Genomic DNA, 14,253 nt, shown 5'->3' with positions numbered 1-14,253 from the left:
CCCGTGAACAGCGCATCGCGGTGCCTCCGATAGTCGGCGGCAGCCGCCAGCGCCTCGAACTTGCCGATCAGGGCCGAGTCGAGATGCGTCTTCGACCAGTCGAAATGGATGCCGGCGGCGTCGCGCGACAGGAGCGCAACGCGGCTCGCGTCGCTGGAAAATAATTCGGTCAGCCGCGCCGGGCGATGTGTTTCAATTGCCGCCCAAGCGGCGTCGCGGTCCAGATTCGCCATGGGCAGCCTCATAGTCGCCACGCGCGTCATTGCCATCCCCGCTTGACCTCGACGCGCGCAGACACAAGAAGCGCGCGGCATGGCCCTTCCCTTCCCTTTCGCCCGCCACCGTTACAGCGCGCCCGCTTCGGAAAAGGTCAAGGAAACGCCCGGCGGGTTCCTGAAGTCGCTACTGTATCTGGCGGTCGCCGCTTGGATTCTCCGCAGCCTGATCGTCGCCCCGTTCAGCATCCCGTCGGGATCGATGCTGCCGACGATGATGATCGGCGACTATCTGTTTGTTTCCAAATGGCCATACGGCTATTCGAGCGCCAGCTTCCCTTTCCATGTTCCCGCGTTCAACGGGCGCATTTTGGGGTCGACCCCGAACCGCGGTGACGTGGTAGTGTTCGTCGGCCCCGAGGGCGCTGATGTGGTCAAGCGGGTGATCGGCCTGCCCGGCGACCTGATCGCCGTCGACGCCGGGCACGTCATCCTCAACGGCAAGCCGGTGCCGCGCGGACGGATCGAAGATTTCGCCATGTCCGTTTCGCCCAATAGCCCATGCCGCGTCGTCCCGCCGGCGGTTGCTCAAATCCGAAGCAGGCTCGACGGTGCGCAAAGCTGCCTGTTTCCGGCCTATCGCGAAACCTTGCCCGGCGGCCGCCCCTACGTCGTGCTCGACCAAGTCGACAACAGCTTCGCTGACAATTTTGGCCCCGTCGTCGTGCCGCAGGGCCGGCTGTTCCTGATGGGCGACAATCGCGACGACAGTTTGGACAGCCGCTATCCGGTTGAGGCCGGCGGCATGGGCTTCGTGCCGATCGACCATGTCGTCGGGCGCGCCGAACTGGCCTTCTGGTCGACCGACGGCAGCGCCAGCTGGGTCAACCCGGTCAGCTGGTTTACCGCGTTGCGCACGCCCCGCCTCGGCACCGATTATCATCCATGATCGACCTGCCGCCCTTCATCGCCGAAGCGCTCACCCTACCGCCCAAGGATTCCAAACTGTTCCAGCGCGCTCTGACTCACGGCAGCCATGGCGGCGAGACTTATGAACGACTGGAATTCCTTGGCGACCGGGTACTTGGCCTGGTCGTCGCCAACTGGCTCTATGAGCGCTTCCCAACCGAACCCGAAGGCAAGATGAGCCGCCGCTATAACGCGCTGGTAGCGCGCGAGACCTGCGCCGAGGTCGGGCGCGCGATCGACCTGCCGCGTCACATCCGCCTCGGCAAGCAGGCGCGCGAGGATCAGGCCAATTTGAGCGACAATGTCGTTGGCGACGTGGTCGAGGCGCTGCTCGGGGCGATCTTTCTCGAAGGCGGACTGGAATGCGCCGATGCCTTCGTCAGGAGCCACTGGTCGCCGTTCCTCGACGGCCAGTTGCGCGCGCCGGTCCACCCCAAATCGGACCTGCAGGAACGGGCGGCCGAAAAGAAGCTCGGCGTGCCGCTGTACGAGCTGGTCACGCGCTTCGGACCGCACCACGCACCGCGTTTCCGGGTCAAGGTCAGCCTGCCTCGTCATGGCGAAGCCGAGGCCGAGGGCGATTCCAAGCAGGAAGCCGAAACCGCTGCCGCTGCCGCGCTTGTGGAGAAGCTGAAGTGATTCAGAGAGCAATTCGCGAAGCCCCTCCCCTCGATGGGGAGGGGTTGGGGTGGGGTGATTTTTCCGGAAAAGTCGAGGCGGCCTCCACCCAACCCTCCCCCATCGAGGGGGAGGGCTCATGACGCAACACTGCGGCCTGGTCACCGTGCTCGGTGCGCCCAACGCGGGCAAGTCGACCCTCGTCAACGCGCTCGTCGGGCAGAAAGTGGCGATCGTCAGCCCCAAAGCACAGACCACCCGCGCCCGCCTGATGGGCATCGCCATCGAAGGCGAGGCGCAGATGTTGCTGGTCGATACGCCAGGCATCTTCACCCCCAACCGCCGCCTCGACCGGGCGATGGTCAAGGCCGCTTGGGAAGGCGCCGACGATGCCGATCGGGTGGTGCTGGTGATCGACGCCGCCGCCAAGGTTGGCGCGCGTGTGGAGCAGTTGCTGGAAGGGGTCGAGGCGCGGTCGGAACCCAAAATTCTCGTCCTCAACAAGGTCGACATCGCCAAGAAGGAGGATTTGCTGGTCCTCGCCGCGCGCCTCGCCGAGCGGCTCAAACCCGAACAAATCTTCATGGTCTCCTCTATCAATGGCGACGGCGTGCCCGACCTCAAGGGGCATCTCGCTGCGGCCATGCCCGAAGGCCCGTGGCACTTCCCAGAAGACCAGTTGACCGACGCTACCGATCGCATGGTCGCGGCGGAGCTGACGCGCGAGCAAATCTATCTGCAACTTCACGCCGAAGTCCCCTATTCGGCCGCGGTCGAAACCGAAAAATGGGAGGATCGCGGGGACGGCTCCACGGTCATTCACCAGCAGATATTGATCGAGCGAGAAAGCCAGAAGGCGATCATCGTCGGCAAGGGCGGATCGCGGCTCAAGGCGATCGGCTCAGCCGCGCGCGAGGCGATCGGCGAGCATTTAGGCCGCAAGGTCCACCTGTTTTTGCACGTCAAGGTCAATCCGCGCTGGGACGAGGATCGTGGGCTTTACAAGGAAATCGGCTTGGAGTGGGCGGACTAAAATAAGGTCTCGTCTACCCACCTCGGCACTTCGGCGCTCGCCAAGCCAAAGCGCCGCTCGTCGAAAAAGATGCTTCCCTGGCTTGGCTCGAGGTTGATCTCCAGCGTCCTCGCCGCGCGATATTTTGCGGTTTGGACGAAGCCGGCGGCAGGATAAACCGCGCCCGAGGTGCCGATGGAGACGAACAGGTCGGCCTCCAGCAGCGCCGCCTCAATTCGCTCCATCCCGTAAGGCATCTCTCCGAACCAGACGATGTCAGGGCGGACCATGCCGTGCGTCTGGCATCTCGGACAGGCCGCGCCTTCTCCCAATGCCCCGGCCCATCCGAAGCGCTCGTCGCAGCGGAGACACCAGCCTTGAAGGAGCTCGCCGTGCATGTGGAGCAGTCGCTTCGCCCCTGCCCGCTCGTGCAAGTCATCAACGTTCTGTGTCACGATCAGCAATTCGCCCGGCCATTCGGCGTCGAGCCGTGCCAAGGCGACGTGAGCTGCATTGGGTTCGACCTCGCCCAGCCGCTTCCGTCGCACATCGTAAAATTCATGGACCAGGTCCGGATCACGCAAAAACGCCTCGGGCGTCGCGACATCCTCGACCCGGTGGCCTTCCCACAGCCCGTCGGCGGCGCGAAAGGTGTTGAGGCCGCTTTCGGCGCTGATCCCCGCACCGGTCAGGATGACGATGTTGTCGATTTCGTGCATCGCGCCGCTATAGGGAGCCGATGACCAAGGGCAATATTCGCGTCGGCATAGGCGGCTGGGACTATGATCCGTGGCGCGGCACCTTCTATCCTGACGGGCTCGCCAAAACGAAGCAACTTGCTTGGGCCGCCGAACGGCTGACCGCGATCGAGATCAACGCCACTTATTATGGCAGCCAGAAACCCGCGACCTTCGCCAAATGGGCCGAGGCGGTCCCTGACGGCTTCCAGTTCAGCGTCAAGGCGTCACGATATGCAACCAACCGCAAAATCCTCGCCGAGGGCGCGGAATCGATCGGGCGTTTCCTCAATCAGGGTATCACTGAGCTTGGCGACCGGCTCGGCCCGATCCTGTGGCAATTCATGGCGACCAAGAAATTCAATGCCGACGACTTCGCCGCCTTCCTCAAGCTCCTGCCCGAAAAACAGGATGGTCTTCGTCTCCGCCATGCGCTGGAGGTCCGCCACGACAGCTTTCGCGATCCGGCCTTCTTATCGCTCGCCAAAGCGGCCAACGCGGCGATCGTCTTTGCCGACAGCGATGAGTTTCCCGAGATCGAAGAGCCGACCGCCGACTTCACCTACTCCCGGCTGCAGCGAAGCATAGAAACCTGCCCGACCGGCTACGACGAGGCGTCGCTCAAGGATTGGGCCGACCGCGCCAAGATCTGGGCGTCGCGCGGCGACACCTATGTTTTCTTCATCAGCGGGGCGAAGGTTCGCAATCCGGCGGCGGCGACCGGGTTGATCGAGCGCCTGAAGCGGGGATAGAAGCATTCGGCCGCTAGCCACGAGCGATTGCCTTGGCTCTCTATTGACATTCATGTCAGCAAGGGGCAGCCCGCTGCCATGAGTTTTACCGCCTATCAACACCCAATCGGCATCTTGCCCACCGACATCGACCATATGGGTCATGTCAACAACAGCGTGTATCTGAAATGGGTGCAGGAGGCGGTGATCTCCTATTGGCAGATGGTCGCGCCGGCTGATGCGGTCGCGCGGCATCTGTGGGTCGCCCTCAGCCACGAGATCAAATATCGCCGCCCTGCCTTCCTCGACGATTTGGTAGTGGCCGCTGTCGTCGCCGAGCGGATGCAGGGCGCCAAGGCCTTCTTCACGACAATCATCAAACGCGGCGAAGAGGTTGTCGCCGAGGTTACCAGCCAATGGTGCTGCCTCGATGCCGTCACCCGCCGCCCGGCGCGGCTGGCCCGCGACATCGCCACCCGCTTCCTTCCCAGGGGACACCGTCAACCCGCTTGTTTAATTTGCGTTAGGAGCGACTCGCGGAACTGTGGTTAATGCCGCCCGGGGCGGCGCCGCCAGTGAGCGTGCGCGGGATTTGGCGACGCTGTCCTGGGCGGACTTCGGGGATGGGCCTGGCCGCGGGAAAAAGGATAGCATCATATGCGTGGAAAACTTCTGGCCGCCTTTGGCGCGGCGGGCCTTCTGTGGGCAACTCCGGTGTTCGCACAGGATATTCCGCTAAAGGGCGGCAATTTCTGGAACGTAACCGAAATCACCATCGATGACGGCCATTTCGGCGACTATGCCGATTTTCTTGCCAGCCAGTACCGCAAGATTCAACAATTCAGCAAGTCGAAGGGTTGGATCAAGAACTACTACATTCTGTCCAACGTCAACAAACGTGCCAACGAGCCGGATCTTTTCCTAGTCACGATCACCGATCACGTGACGACGCCTGTAGAAGACGAGTCTCGGGAAAAGGAGCTCAACGCCTATCTTGCCAGCGACAGCCGGCAGCAGGATGCGCAAAGCGGCGTCCGAGCGAAATTCCGTCATCTCGGCGGATCATCGCTTCTCCAAGAATTGGTTTTCAAGCACTGATGACCTCAGCTTCGGGGCCGCGCCGTTGCGCGCGCCCCGGGGTTTCGCCATGAGGTGCCGATGCGCGATCCCAAGCAACCGCTCCGCCTGACCCTGTTCGCGCCGAAGGGTCGCATGGGCATCGCCATCGCCGAGGCTGTTTCGGCTGTTTCAGGCTTCGCCATCGATCCCGATCGTGGCGACGTCCTGATCGATTTCTCGTCACCCGCGGCTCTGGCGGCAAGCCTCGACCGAGCGGTTTCAGCCGCCATCCCGATCCTCGTCGGCACCACCGGGCTCGACGATTTTGCCGAGCGCCGCATCGCCGACGCCGCGACCCACGTCGCGGTGCTGCGCGCCGCCAATACTTCGCTCGGCATCGCCCTGCTCGCCGACTCGGTCGAGCGCACGGCGCGGTTGCTCGGCCCGGAATGGGACATCGAGATCGTCGAGGCCCATCATCGGGGCAAGGCCGACGCGCCGTCCGGCACTGCCCTTTATCTAGGGCAAGCCGCGAGCCGCGGGCGCAGCGGGGCCAGCGACGAGGAGCGTGGCCGGTCGGGCGCCGGCCTGCAGCGCGCCACGGGCGCGATCGGCTATTCATCAATCCGCGGCGGGACTTTGGCGGGCGACCATGACGTGATGTTCCTTGGTCCGGGCGAGCGGCTGGTCTTGTCTCACCGCGCCGAAGATCGCGCGATATTCGCCCGCGGTGCGCTCACCGCAGCGCGCTTCCTCCATGGCCGACCGGCGGGCCTTTACACGATGCGCGACGTCATCGATTCGTTGTGAAGAAGGCTGACGCGTTCGAATTCTACCGGCGCCTTGCCGAGGCTGACCCGTCGCCCCGGACCGAGCTGGAGTATGTCAATCCCTACACCCTGCTGGTCGCCGTCGCATTGTCGGCGCAGGCAACCGATGTCGGGGTCAACAAGGCGACGCGTCGATTGTTCGCCCAAGTGACCACGCCGCAACAGATGCTCGACTTTGGCGAGGAGGCGCTGCGCGACCGAATCAAGAGCATTGGACTGTTCAACACCAAGGCGAAGAACATGATCGCCGCCGCGCGCATTCTGGTCGACTATCATGGCGGCGAGGTACCGACCGATCGCACCGCGCTTGAAACGCTGCCGGGGGTCGGCCGAAAGACCGCCAATGTCGTGCTCAACGTCGCCTTTGGCCAGCCGACGATCGCCGTCGACACCCACATCTTCCGCGTCGCCAATCGCACCGGCCTGGCGAAGGGCAAAACCCCGCTGGCGGTCGAGTTGAAGTTAGAAAAGGTCACGCCTGAACCGTTTCTCACCAACGCTCACCATTGGCTGATCTTGCACGGCCGTTACACCTGCAAGGCGCGAACGCCCGAATGCTGGCGATGTCCGGTAGTCGATCTGTGCGCCTTTGAGCCAAAGACCCCGGCGCCTAAACCCAAATCCGCTCGAATCGCTGGCTAAGGCCGGTCAGCAGCTCATATTGCGCCAGCCCGGACGCCTCGGCCGCCTCGGGCAGCGCATAGTCCATCGTAACCCATTCTCCCTCGGCCAGTTCCGGCGCCGCCGACGCGTCGAGAGCGACCAGGTCCATCGATACGCGCCCGATCAACGGCAACGCTTTGTCACCGACGCTCGCCGCCCCTCTGCCGGCGAAGCAGCGCAGATAGCCGTCGGCGTAACCGATATTGACGATCGCCGCCTCGATGTCGTTCGCCGCGCGCCAAGTCGCGCCATAGCCACAGCTCTCGCCCGCCTTGATCGTCCGGCGCTGCAGCACCTCGGCTTCGGGGAAGGCGACCTGGGCGATGTGACCCTCGGCCTCTTCGCGTGGCACGCCGCCGTACAACGCGAGGCCGGGCCGGACGAGGTCGAACGCAAACTCACGGCCAAGGCAGGTGCCTGCGCTATTTGCCAGGCTGTAGCGCTTGGCATCAACCGCCGCTGCCACGGCCGCGAAGCGGTCGCGCTGCACGTTGTTCATCGCGCTGTCTTCGTCTGCGCATGCGAGGTGGCTCATCAGCGTCTCGATTTGGAGGCCGCCGAGCAAATGGAGCTCGTCGGCACGCACGCCAAGGCGGTTCATCCCGGTGTCGACCATCACGTCGCACGGGCGCCCCGGCGCCGCCTCCTTCCAGCGCGCGACCTGTGTCGGCGTGCTGAGTATCGGCCGCGCACTATTTACCAGCGCCGCTTCAAGGTCCCCCGGCCCGACGCCGTGCAGCACGCTCAGCGCGGCGCCGCGAGGCAGCGGCCCCAATGCCTCCGCCTCGGCCCAGCTCGACACGAAGAAATCGCGGCACCCGGCCTCGCCCAGCAGCCGCGCCACGTCGCGCGCGCCGAGGCCATAACCGTCCGCCTTGACCGCCGCTCCAGCAGTGACGCCAGCGGCCTGTTGCAGCCAGCGCCAGTTGGAAATGAGCGCCGCGGTATCGAGACGGAGGCGGAGCGCTTGATGCATCAGGCGGCGATAGCGGCCGGGCTTGGCACAGTCGAGAAGCTAGCTCTGCTCCGCCTGGTGAGCGGCCGCCAGTTCGGCCAGCGAGGTGAAGCGGAAGTCATAGCGCGGCCTCTGTTCCGCAACCGGCGTCGCGCCCGAACCGCTCTTTCCATGCCGCCGGTCAATCCACGCCGACGCGATCTCGAGTTGATTCGCGGGGACATGGTCATGGAACAGACTCTGGGCGACGTGCAGCAGGTCGCTCTTGGCAATGCCCGCGCCACCAAGCCGCTCCAACATGAACTCGAAATTTCGCAACGACGGTTTGTACGAACCAATCTCTTCGGCGGTGAATACATGATCAAACTCAACGCCAAGCCGCTCATTGCTGCCGGCAAAGCTTGCCCGATCGACGTTCGACAGGATCACCAGGCGAAAATGTTGTTTCAGATAGCGCAACGCCTCCAATGCATCGGGAAACGCTGGCCAGTCGCCAACCGATCGGCTGAATGCCTGGGCTTCCGCCGCGTCATCTCCGGCGCCGAGATGCTGAGCCAAGCGGGCATGAACCTTTATTAGCAGCTCGGAATAGCGCAGGCCCGGGTTTGTCTTTTCCATCTCATGCTCGATCGGACCGTAGGCCTCAAGCAGGTCAGAATCGGAAATGTCAGAGCCGCTTCGGCGAAGCAGCGGACGCAACGCTCTGCTAAGCCCCGTTTCCCAGTCGATCAGCGTGCCGTAACAATCGAAACTAAGCACCTTGAATTGCGATAGCTTCATGTTCTGTCTCTCACTACGTCGGCGGCGGGGCCTAAGGCGCTCGCACGACGCAGGCAAGAACAGCGGGCTAAATTGTCACCGTTTCGAGGCGGGCGCTCCGCGAAGACACCTCATTGGACCGCGCCGCAGTCGCATCCCCTTTTCGCCTTCATCGACCCGTCGGCTTTCAATCAGCCCACGTGTAAAATTGGCCAAAAACCCATGCTTTCCGCCGGTCCGCGTCTTCCGTTCGTCGTTAATGGGGCAAGGCGAGGTTAATTCGCTTGGCATGTTGTTTAAGGTTCATGCAACTGCGCGCAAGGTCGTCGCGTTGCATTAGGACAACCAACAACAAGGAGTAATTTTATGCGGAAGCTGATGCTGGCGTTAACCGCCGCTTCCCTCACTGTTCCCGTGATGCCCAGCGTCGCGCTGGCGCAGGACAATGGCTATTACCAGGGGCGCACCTGGCGCGATTCCAATGGTCGCGTGCGCTGCCGCCGCTCAAACGGCACCACCGGGCTGATCGTCGGCGCCGCCGGCGGAGCGCTGGTCGGTCGGGCGATTGACTCCCATGGCTCACGCGCCACCGGCACCATCCTCGGTGCCGCTGCGGGTGCCGTCATCGGTCGCTCGGTCGAGCGCAGCCGCAGGACGCGCTGCCGCTAATTATTAGCGAATCAGTTCGGCCGGCGCCGGTCCACCCCCCCGTGACCCGGCGCCGGCCACCCTTCTCCTGAATTGACAAAATAATACACGTGCGCCGCAGCCAGACCGACCGCTCCCGCTGGTCGGTCGGTCGCTCGCTATTGCTCAACCAGCCTCAGAAGCCGGCGCTCGATCGGGGCCAGCACGCCTGGTAGGTCATGCCCCCTCTTGAGCACCGCACCATGCTCGCCAACCAAAGCAAACGGCCCCTGCTTCAACCGAAGCCGGGGACGTTTCTCGATCCGCACCTCGGGACGCTCGGCCGCGCGGCGGAAGGCGACAAAGGTCGCCACCTCCGGGCCGAACGACAGGCCATAGTCCCGCCAGTGGCCGGCCGCGACCATCCGGCCATAAAGGTCAAGAATGCGCTGCAGCTCGAGACGGTCGAACGCGGCGATGACCTGACGATCCCGCGGGTGCGGGAACGGGGTTACGACACTCAAGCGCTTTTGGCCTTGGGCGCCGGAAGCTGCTCCGCCCTGATCATCGCGACCTCGTCGCGGAGCGCGGCAAGCGCGGCCTCGAGCTCGATCACCCGCATCAGCGCCGGATCGCAATCTTCGCCGCATGGCGTGCCGTACGGAATAAAGCCCGGGCTGTAATGGACCGCCTCCGCCGCTACCGCCTTGGCTGGAATGCCAACCACGGTCGATCCCGGATCGACATCATGGGTCACGACCGCATTGGCGCCGACCCGAGCGCCCTCGCCTACCTCGATCGGCCCTAGCACCTGCGCCCCTGATCCGATGACGACCCCCGACCTCAGCGTTGGGTGACGCTTCCCACCTATGCCGGTCGACGGGTTGGTCCCGCCCAATGTCACATTCTGGTAGATGGTGACATCGTTGCCGATCTCGGCCGTTTCGCCGATGACGGTGAAGCCGTGGTCGATGAAGAAATTGGCGCCGATTTTCGCGCCGGGATGAATGTCGATCGCGGTCAGCAGCCGCGCCGTGTGATTGACGAAGCGGGCAAGGAAGAACAGCTCGCCTCCATAAAGCCAGTGGGCGACGCGGTGGAAGGCCAACGCCCACACGCCGGGATAGAGCAGCACTTCCCAGCGCGACCGCGCCGCCGGATCGCGCGTCTTCACCGAATCGAGATAGGCGATGAATGTCGATGCCAAGCCAGTGCGTCCCTTCGATCGTTCGCGCTCAATTTAAGGGTTTGCGTCCGCAATGAAAAGCCGAATGGACCCGTAACCGCGTCGGACCGGCTTGCCGCATCGCAGCATCTGCGGCAAGCAGTCGAGAATAACAGGGTGGAGATAAGCGCATTTTCGCCGACCTTCTGGCCGATCCGTCCGCCCTCGTCCCGTTCATGCTGATAGGCTTTGCGGCGCAATTGGTCGACGGCGCGCTGGGCATGGCGTTCGGCCAGATTTCGAGCACGCTGCTGATCATCATGGGGGTGCCGCCCGCGGCGGCTTCGGCCGGCGTGCACACCGCCGAAACCTTTACCACGGCGGTTTCAGGGATCAGCCATATCGCGCATCGCAATGTCGACTGGCGCTTGTTTGTCCGGATCGTCATCCCTGGCGTTATCGGCGGCGTGCTGGGGGCGTATGTCCTGACCCAGATCAAGGCAGACGATGCCAAGCCCTTTGTCCTGGCCTATCTCACCGGCCTTGGCCTTTACCTCTTCTACCGCGGTGTAATGCATCGTCATACAGAGCGGCAGCCCAGGATTGTTGAGCCGCTGGGGCTGGCTGGTGGGTTCCTCGACGCGGCCGGCGGCGGTGGCTGGGGTGCGATCGTCACCACCAACCTGTTGGTTCAGGGCAGCAACCCCCGCAAGACGATTGGCACCGTCAATACAGCCGAATTCTTCGTGACCATTACTATTTCGGCGACCTTTCTCGCCACCCTGACCTTCATCGGCAACGCCGAAGACCGCGCGCTGTTGCTCAAGGCCACGGCGGGGCTGTTGATTGGCGGGGTTCTCGCTGCTCCGTTCGGCGCCAGCATTGCCAAGCGGGTCAACCCCGACAGGCTGCTGACTTTTGTCGGCGCGCTCGTGACGTTGACCAGTGGCTATGGCCTATACCGTCTGCTCGGCTGATTTCCCGCCGACTTGGATTAATCGTAATTGGCGATTATATCGGTTATATTAATCGGACTCGCCAATGATTGCCCATCTGCCAACCCTTAAGCAATTGCAGTACCTCGTCGCGCTTCGCCAGCACGGTCATTTCGGCAGGGCTGCGGAAAGCTGCTTCGTCACTCAATCGACCCTGTCGGCGGGCTTGCGCGAGCTCGAAACTTTGGTCGGCGTCACGCTGGTCGAGCGCACCCGCCGCGTCGTCCGTTTCACGCCGCTCGGCATCCGCATTGCCGAAAAGGCGCACCGCGTGCTGCGCGAATCCGAGGAACTGGCAGACATGGCGCGTGCCGAGGGGCAGCCGCTGACCGGCGAGTTAAGAATGGGCGTCATCCCGACCATCGCCCCCTTTCTGCTGCCCGCGATGCTGCCGAAGCTTCGGGCGCAGTGGCCCGACCTTAAGCTGTACCTTCGTGAAGAACCGAGCCAGGCGGCGTGCGATGCGCTCCATCGCGGCCAACTCGATTGCGTGTTGCTGGCGATGCCGTACGCGTGCGGCGATGTCGAGATTTTCGAATTGCTCGATGATGCGCTGTTCGTTGCCTTTCCGGCCAACGAAGCACCGCCCGGCAACACGGTCGATGCCAGTGCTATCGACGAAAACCGCCTACTCCTGCTGGAGGACGGCCATTGCCTGAAGGACCATGCACTGTCGGCTTGCAACCGGCCCGAGCTTCGCGCCGGAGCGACGATGCTGGGCACATCGCTGCACACGCTGGTGCAGATGGTCGACAACGGCCTGGGTGTGACCTTCGTGCCGGCGATGGCGATCGAGGCTGGAATCCTCGACCATACGAACATCGCGGCGCGCGCGCTCGTGGCCGATCACCACCAGCGCCAGATCGCGCTGGTGTGGCGCCGGTCGAGCCCGCGCGAAGACGAGTTCCGGCTGCTTGCCGATGCGCTGCGCGAGATCGCGCGCAGCTCACTTCCGCCACTGAGGTCGCCTAGGCCTAATTGAGATCGTCGAGGTCGGCGTTCATCACCTTGGTCCAAACCTTGACGAAGTCGCGCACGAATTTCTCTTCATTGCCCTTCTCGGCAAAGACTTCGGCGGTCGCGCGCAACTGGCTGTTCGATCCGAAAATCAGATCGGTTCGGGTGGCATGCCACTTCTGCTGCCTGCCACCGCGATCGGAGCCGACGAACTCCTCGTCACCGCTGGTGTCGACCACTTCCCAGAAGGTGTCGTTGTCGAGCAGGTTGACGAAGAAATCATTGGTCAGTTGACCGATGCGGTTGGTGAGTACGCCGTTCTTGCTGCCGCCATGATTGGCGCCCAGCACGCGCAGGCCACCAAGCAGCACCGTCAACTCCGGCACCGACAATCCGAGCAACGAGGCGCGGTCGAGCAGCAACTCCTCGGTTTTCACGCTATGCTTGGTCTCGAGGTAGTTGCGGAACCCGTCCGCCTTGGGCTCCATCGGATCGAAGCTGTCGGCGTCGGTCCAGTCCTGCGCCGCGTCGCCGCGGCCGCCGGTAAAGGGTACCTCGACCGCGTAACCGGCGTCCTTTGCCGCCTTCTCGACCGCGGCGGTGCCGGCCAGCACGATGGCGTCGGCGATCGACAGATTGCCGCGCAGCTCGTCGATCTTGCCTAGGACCCGCGATAGTTCTTCGGGCTCGTTGACCTTCCAGTCCTTTTGCGGAGCGAGGCGGATGCGCGCGCCATTCGCGCCGCCGCGACGGTCGGAGCGGCGGAAGGTCGAGGCCGAGGCCCAGGCAGTTTTAACCAGCTGGCCGACGCTGAATCCGGCGGCGAGGATCGACGCCTTAAACGCCGACACGTCGCCATCCGACGGCTTTGTCCCGGCGGGGATCGGGTCTTGCCAGATCAGGTCCTCAGCAGGCACTTCGGGGCCGAGATAGCGGCCCTTCGGCCCCATGTCGCGGTGGGTGAGCTTGAACCAGGCACGGGCAAAGGCGTCCTTGAACGCTTCATGGTCAGCGCGAAATTTCTCCGAAATCTTGCGAAATTCCGGATCCACCTTGAGCGCCATGTCCGCGGTCGTCATCATTGTCGGCACCCGCTTCGATGGGTCGTGCGCGGCCGGGGCCATGTCTTCCGGCTTTTGGTTAATCGGCTGCCACTGCTGCGCGCCGGCGGGCGAGCGGACCAATTCATATTCATAGTCGAGCAGCAGACGGAAGTAATTCGCGGACCACTCGGTAGGTGTGTTGACCCAGGCTCCTTCCAGGCCGCTGGTGATGGTGTGCTCACCCATCCCGGTCTCGTGGCCGCTGGTCCAGCCCAGACCTTGAAGCGCGATGTCCGCTTCCTCCGGGGAGGCGCCAACCAGGGTCGAGTCACCGGCGCCGTGGCACTTGCCAAACGTATGGCCGCCAGCGGTCAGCGCAACGGTCTCCTCATGGTTCATCGCCATCCGCTCGAACGTGATCTTGATGTCGCGCGCCGAGCCAAGCGGATCGGGAACGCCGCCCGGGCCCTCGGGATTGACGTAGATCAGGCCCATCTGGATCGCCGCCAGCGGGTGTTCGAGCTCAAGTTCGCGGTCGGGCTGAATTCGCGTTTCGGCGCCCTCGACCCATTTCTCCTCGGCGCCCCAATAAATGTCGCGCTCGGCCTCGAACACGTCCTTGCGGCCGCCGCCGAAGCCGAACACCGGTCCGCCCATCGATTCGATCGCGACATTGCCAGCTAGGATGAACAGATCCGCCCAGCTGATATTCTTGCCGTATTTTTGCTTGATCGGCCAAAGCAGGCGGCGCGCTTTGTCGAGGTTGCCATTGTCGGGCCAGCTGTTGAGGGGGGCGAAGCGTTGCTGCCCGCTGCTCGCGCCGCCTCGACCATCGGCGGTGCGATATGTCCCGGCAGCGTGCCACGCCATGCGAATGAAGAAGGGGCCATAATGCCCGTAGTCCGCCGGCCACCACGA

The 14,253-nt window shown here is 63.6% G+C and carries 17 protein-coding genes and 1 pseudogene; 11 read left to right on the top strand and 7 right to left on the bottom strand.

Annotated features, from left to right (window positions below):
- A pseudogene (locus H0W65_RS10535) lies at positions 1 to 233 on the bottom strand (glucose-6-phosphate isomerase); the annotation flags it as partial.
- A 79-nt stretch (positions 234 to 312) separates the two neighbouring features.
- On the opposite strand from H0W65_RS10535, the gene lepB reads away from it, so the two are divergent.
- The 3 genes from lepB to era all read left to right on the top strand — a co-directional run bounded on the left by lepB (position 313) and on the right by era (position 2,835).
- Positions 313 to 1,164, top strand: a complete 852-nt coding sequence (gene lepB / locus H0W65_RS10530; protein ID WP_294007404.1) for a signal peptidase I — start codon at positions 313 to 315, stop codon at positions 1,162 to 1,164.
- Entirely contained in the window at positions 1,161 to 1,823 is a 663-nt protein-coding gene (gene rnc, locus H0W65_RS10525) for a ribonuclease III (protein WP_294007402.1), read from the top strand. The genes lepB and rnc overlap by 4 nt, the downstream gene beginning before the upstream one ends.
- Before the next feature lie 118 nt (positions 1,824 to 1,941).
- On the top strand, positions 1,942 to 2,835 hold the full coding sequence (gene era / locus H0W65_RS10520) for a GTPase Era (protein WP_294007401.1): 894 nt from the start codon (positions 1,942 to 1,944) through the stop codon (positions 2,833 to 2,835).
- Here era and H0W65_RS10515 read toward each other — a convergent pair.
- Complete coding sequence (locus tag H0W65_RS10515) at positions 2,832 to 3,533, bottom strand: NAD-dependent deacylase (RefSeq protein WP_294007399.1); 702 nt, start codon at positions 3,531 to 3,533, stop codon at positions 2,832 to 2,834. The genes era and H0W65_RS10515 overlap by 4 nt on opposite strands.
- Positions 3,534 to 3,553: 20 nt before the next feature.
- Between H0W65_RS10515 and H0W65_RS10510 the strand changes: the two genes are divergently transcribed.
- The 5 genes from H0W65_RS10510 to nth all read left to right on the top strand — a co-directional run bounded on the left by H0W65_RS10510 (position 3,554) and on the right by nth (position 6,813).
- The gene (locus tag H0W65_RS10510) at positions 3,554 to 4,303 is read left to right on the top strand and encodes a DUF72 domain-containing protein (RefSeq protein ID WP_294007397.1); all 750 of its coding nucleotides are present in this window, start codon (positions 3,554 to 3,556) and stop codon (positions 4,301 to 4,303) included.
- Between the two features lie 78 nt (positions 4,304 to 4,381).
- On the top strand, positions 4,382 to 4,834 hold the full coding sequence (locus H0W65_RS10505; RefSeq protein WP_294007395.1) for a thioesterase family protein: 453 nt from the start codon (positions 4,382 to 4,384) through the stop codon (positions 4,832 to 4,834).
- A gap of 105 nt (positions 4,835 to 4,939) precedes the next feature.
- Positions 4,940 to 5,380 (top strand): hypothetical protein, encoded by a 441-nt coding sequence (locus H0W65_RS10500; RefSeq protein WP_294007393.1) that lies wholly within the window; start codon positions 4,940 to 4,942, stop codon positions 5,378 to 5,380.
- Positions 5,381 to 5,440: 60 nt separating this feature from the next.
- The gene (gene dapB, locus H0W65_RS10495) at positions 5,441 to 6,151 is read left to right on the top strand and encodes a 4-hydroxy-tetrahydrodipicolinate reductase (RefSeq protein WP_294007391.1); all 711 of its coding nucleotides are present in this window, start codon (positions 5,441 to 5,443) and stop codon (positions 6,149 to 6,151) included.
- Positions 6,148 to 6,813: an endonuclease III gene (gene nth, locus H0W65_RS10490; RefSeq protein WP_294007389.1), complete on the top strand. Its 666-nt coding sequence runs from the start codon at positions 6,148 to 6,150 to the stop codon at positions 6,811 to 6,813. Before dapB ends, nth begins: the two co-directional genes overlap by 4 nt.
- Here the strand turns inward: nth and alr are convergent.
- The gene (alr, locus tag H0W65_RS10485; RefSeq protein ID WP_294007387.1) at positions 6,782 to 7,810 is read right to left on the bottom strand and encodes an alanine racemase; all 1,029 of its coding nucleotides are present in this window, start codon (positions 7,808 to 7,810) and stop codon (positions 6,782 to 6,784) included. The genes nth and alr overlap by 32 nt on opposite strands.
- A 39-nt stretch (positions 7,811 to 7,849) precedes the next feature.
- Positions 7,850 to 8,569: a haloacid dehalogenase type II gene (locus H0W65_RS10480; RefSeq protein WP_294007385.1), complete on the bottom strand. Its 720-nt coding sequence runs from the start codon at positions 8,567 to 8,569 to the stop codon at positions 7,850 to 7,852.
- Positions 8,570 to 8,914: 345 nt separating this feature from the next.
- Here H0W65_RS10480 and H0W65_RS10475 point away from each other — a divergent pair, with 345 nt between their 5' ends.
- Complete coding sequence (locus H0W65_RS10475) at positions 8,915 to 9,217, top strand: glycine zipper 2TM domain-containing protein (protein ID WP_294007383.1); 303 nt, start codon at positions 8,915 to 8,917, stop codon at positions 9,215 to 9,217.
- Positions 9,218 to 9,354: 137 nt separating this feature from the next.
- On the opposite strand, the gene H0W65_RS10470 is transcribed toward H0W65_RS10475, so the two are convergent.
- Together H0W65_RS10470 and epsC are read right to left on the bottom strand one after the other, a co-directional pair.
- The gene (locus H0W65_RS10470; RefSeq protein WP_294007382.1) at positions 9,355 to 9,699 is read right to left on the bottom strand and encodes a DUF2794 domain-containing protein; all 345 of its coding nucleotides are present in this window, start codon (positions 9,697 to 9,699) and stop codon (positions 9,355 to 9,357) included.
- Positions 9,696 to 10,382 (bottom strand): serine O-acetyltransferase EpsC, encoded by a 687-nt coding sequence (epsC, locus tag H0W65_RS10465; RefSeq protein ID WP_294007380.1) that lies wholly within the window; start codon positions 10,380 to 10,382, stop codon positions 9,696 to 9,698. The genes H0W65_RS10470 and epsC overlap by 4 nt, the downstream gene beginning before the upstream one ends.
- A gap of 194 nt (positions 10,383 to 10,576) precedes the next feature.
- Between epsC and H0W65_RS10460 the strand changes: the two genes are divergently transcribed.
- Together H0W65_RS10460 and H0W65_RS10455 are read left to right on the top strand one after the other, a co-directional pair.
- Positions 10,577 to 11,317, top strand: a complete 741-nt coding sequence (locus tag H0W65_RS10460; protein ID WP_294007378.1) for a sulfite exporter TauE/SafE family protein — start codon at positions 10,577 to 10,579, stop codon at positions 11,315 to 11,317.
- A 64-nt stretch (positions 11,318 to 11,381) separates the two neighbouring features.
- On the top strand, positions 11,382 to 12,317 hold the full coding sequence (locus tag H0W65_RS10455; protein ID WP_294007376.1) for a hydrogen peroxide-inducible genes activator: 936 nt from the start codon (positions 11,382 to 11,384) through the stop codon (positions 12,315 to 12,317).
- Here H0W65_RS10455 and katG read toward each other — a convergent pair.
- Positions 12,310 to 14,253 (bottom strand): catalase/peroxidase HPI (gene katG, locus H0W65_RS10450; protein ID WP_294007374.1); only part of this gene is annotated, 1,944 nt, incomplete at its 5' end. The two genes, H0W65_RS10455 and katG, sit on opposite strands and share 8 nt — an antisense overlap.

This window comes from Sphingomonas sp. (assembly GCF_013816785.1).
Classification (GTDB): domain Bacteria; phylum Pseudomonadota; class Alphaproteobacteria; order Sphingomonadales; family Sphingomonadaceae; genus Sphingomicrobium.
The sequence above is the reverse complement of the archived record's forward strand: the minus strand, read 5'-3'. Positions and strand labels throughout refer to the sequence as shown.

What these genes read in the sequence shown, in the direction of transcription:
- H0W65_RS10500 (WP_294007393.1), top strand. Translation starts at nt 4,940, where the DNA reads ATGCGTGGAAAACTTCTGGCCGCCTTTGGCGCGGCGGGCCTTCTGTGG.
- H0W65_RS10460 (WP_294007378.1), top strand. Translation starts at nt 10,577, where the DNA reads ATGCTGATAGGCTTTGCGGCGCAATTGGTCGACGGCGCGCTGGGCATG.
- H0W65_RS10475 (WP_294007383.1), top strand. Translation starts at nt 8,915, where the DNA reads ATGCGGAAGCTGATGCTGGCGTTAACCGCCGCTTCCCTCACTGTTCCC.
- H0W65_RS10515 (WP_294007399.1), bottom strand. Translation starts at nt 3,533, where the DNA reads ATGCACGAAATCGACAACATCGTCATCCTGACCGGTGCGGGGATCAGC.
- H0W65_RS10455 (WP_294007376.1), top strand. Translation starts at nt 11,382, where the DNA reads ATGATTGCCCATCTGCCAACCCTTAAGCAATTGCAGTACCTCGTCGCG.
- rnc (WP_294007402.1), top strand. Translation starts at nt 1,161, where the DNA reads ATGATCGACCTGCCGCCCTTCATCGCCGAAGCGCTCACCCTACCGCCC.
- H0W65_RS10480 (WP_294007385.1), bottom strand. Translation starts at nt 8,569, where the DNA reads ATGAAGCTATCGCAATTCAAGGTGCTTAGTTTCGATTGTTACGGCACG.
- H0W65_RS10510 (WP_294007397.1), top strand. Translation starts at nt 3,554, where the DNA reads ATGACCAAGGGCAATATTCGCGTCGGCATAGGCGGCTGGGACTATGAT.
- H0W65_RS10505 (WP_294007395.1), top strand. Translation starts at nt 4,382, where the DNA reads ATGAGTTTTACCGCCTATCAACACCCAATCGGCATCTTGCCCACCGAC.
- lepB (WP_294007404.1), top strand. Translation starts at nt 313, where the DNA reads ATGGCCCTTCCCTTCCCTTTCGCCCGCCACCGTTACAGCGCGCCCGCT.
- alr (WP_294007387.1), bottom strand. Translation starts at nt 7,810, where the DNA reads ATGCATCAAGCGCTCCGCCTCCGTCTCGATACCGCGGCGCTCATTTCC.
- era (WP_294007401.1), top strand. Translation starts at nt 1,942, where the DNA reads ATGACGCAACACTGCGGCCTGGTCACCGTGCTCGGTGCGCCCAACGCG.
- dapB (WP_294007391.1), top strand. Translation starts at nt 5,441, where the DNA reads ATGCGCGATCCCAAGCAACCGCTCCGCCTGACCCTGTTCGCGCCGAAG.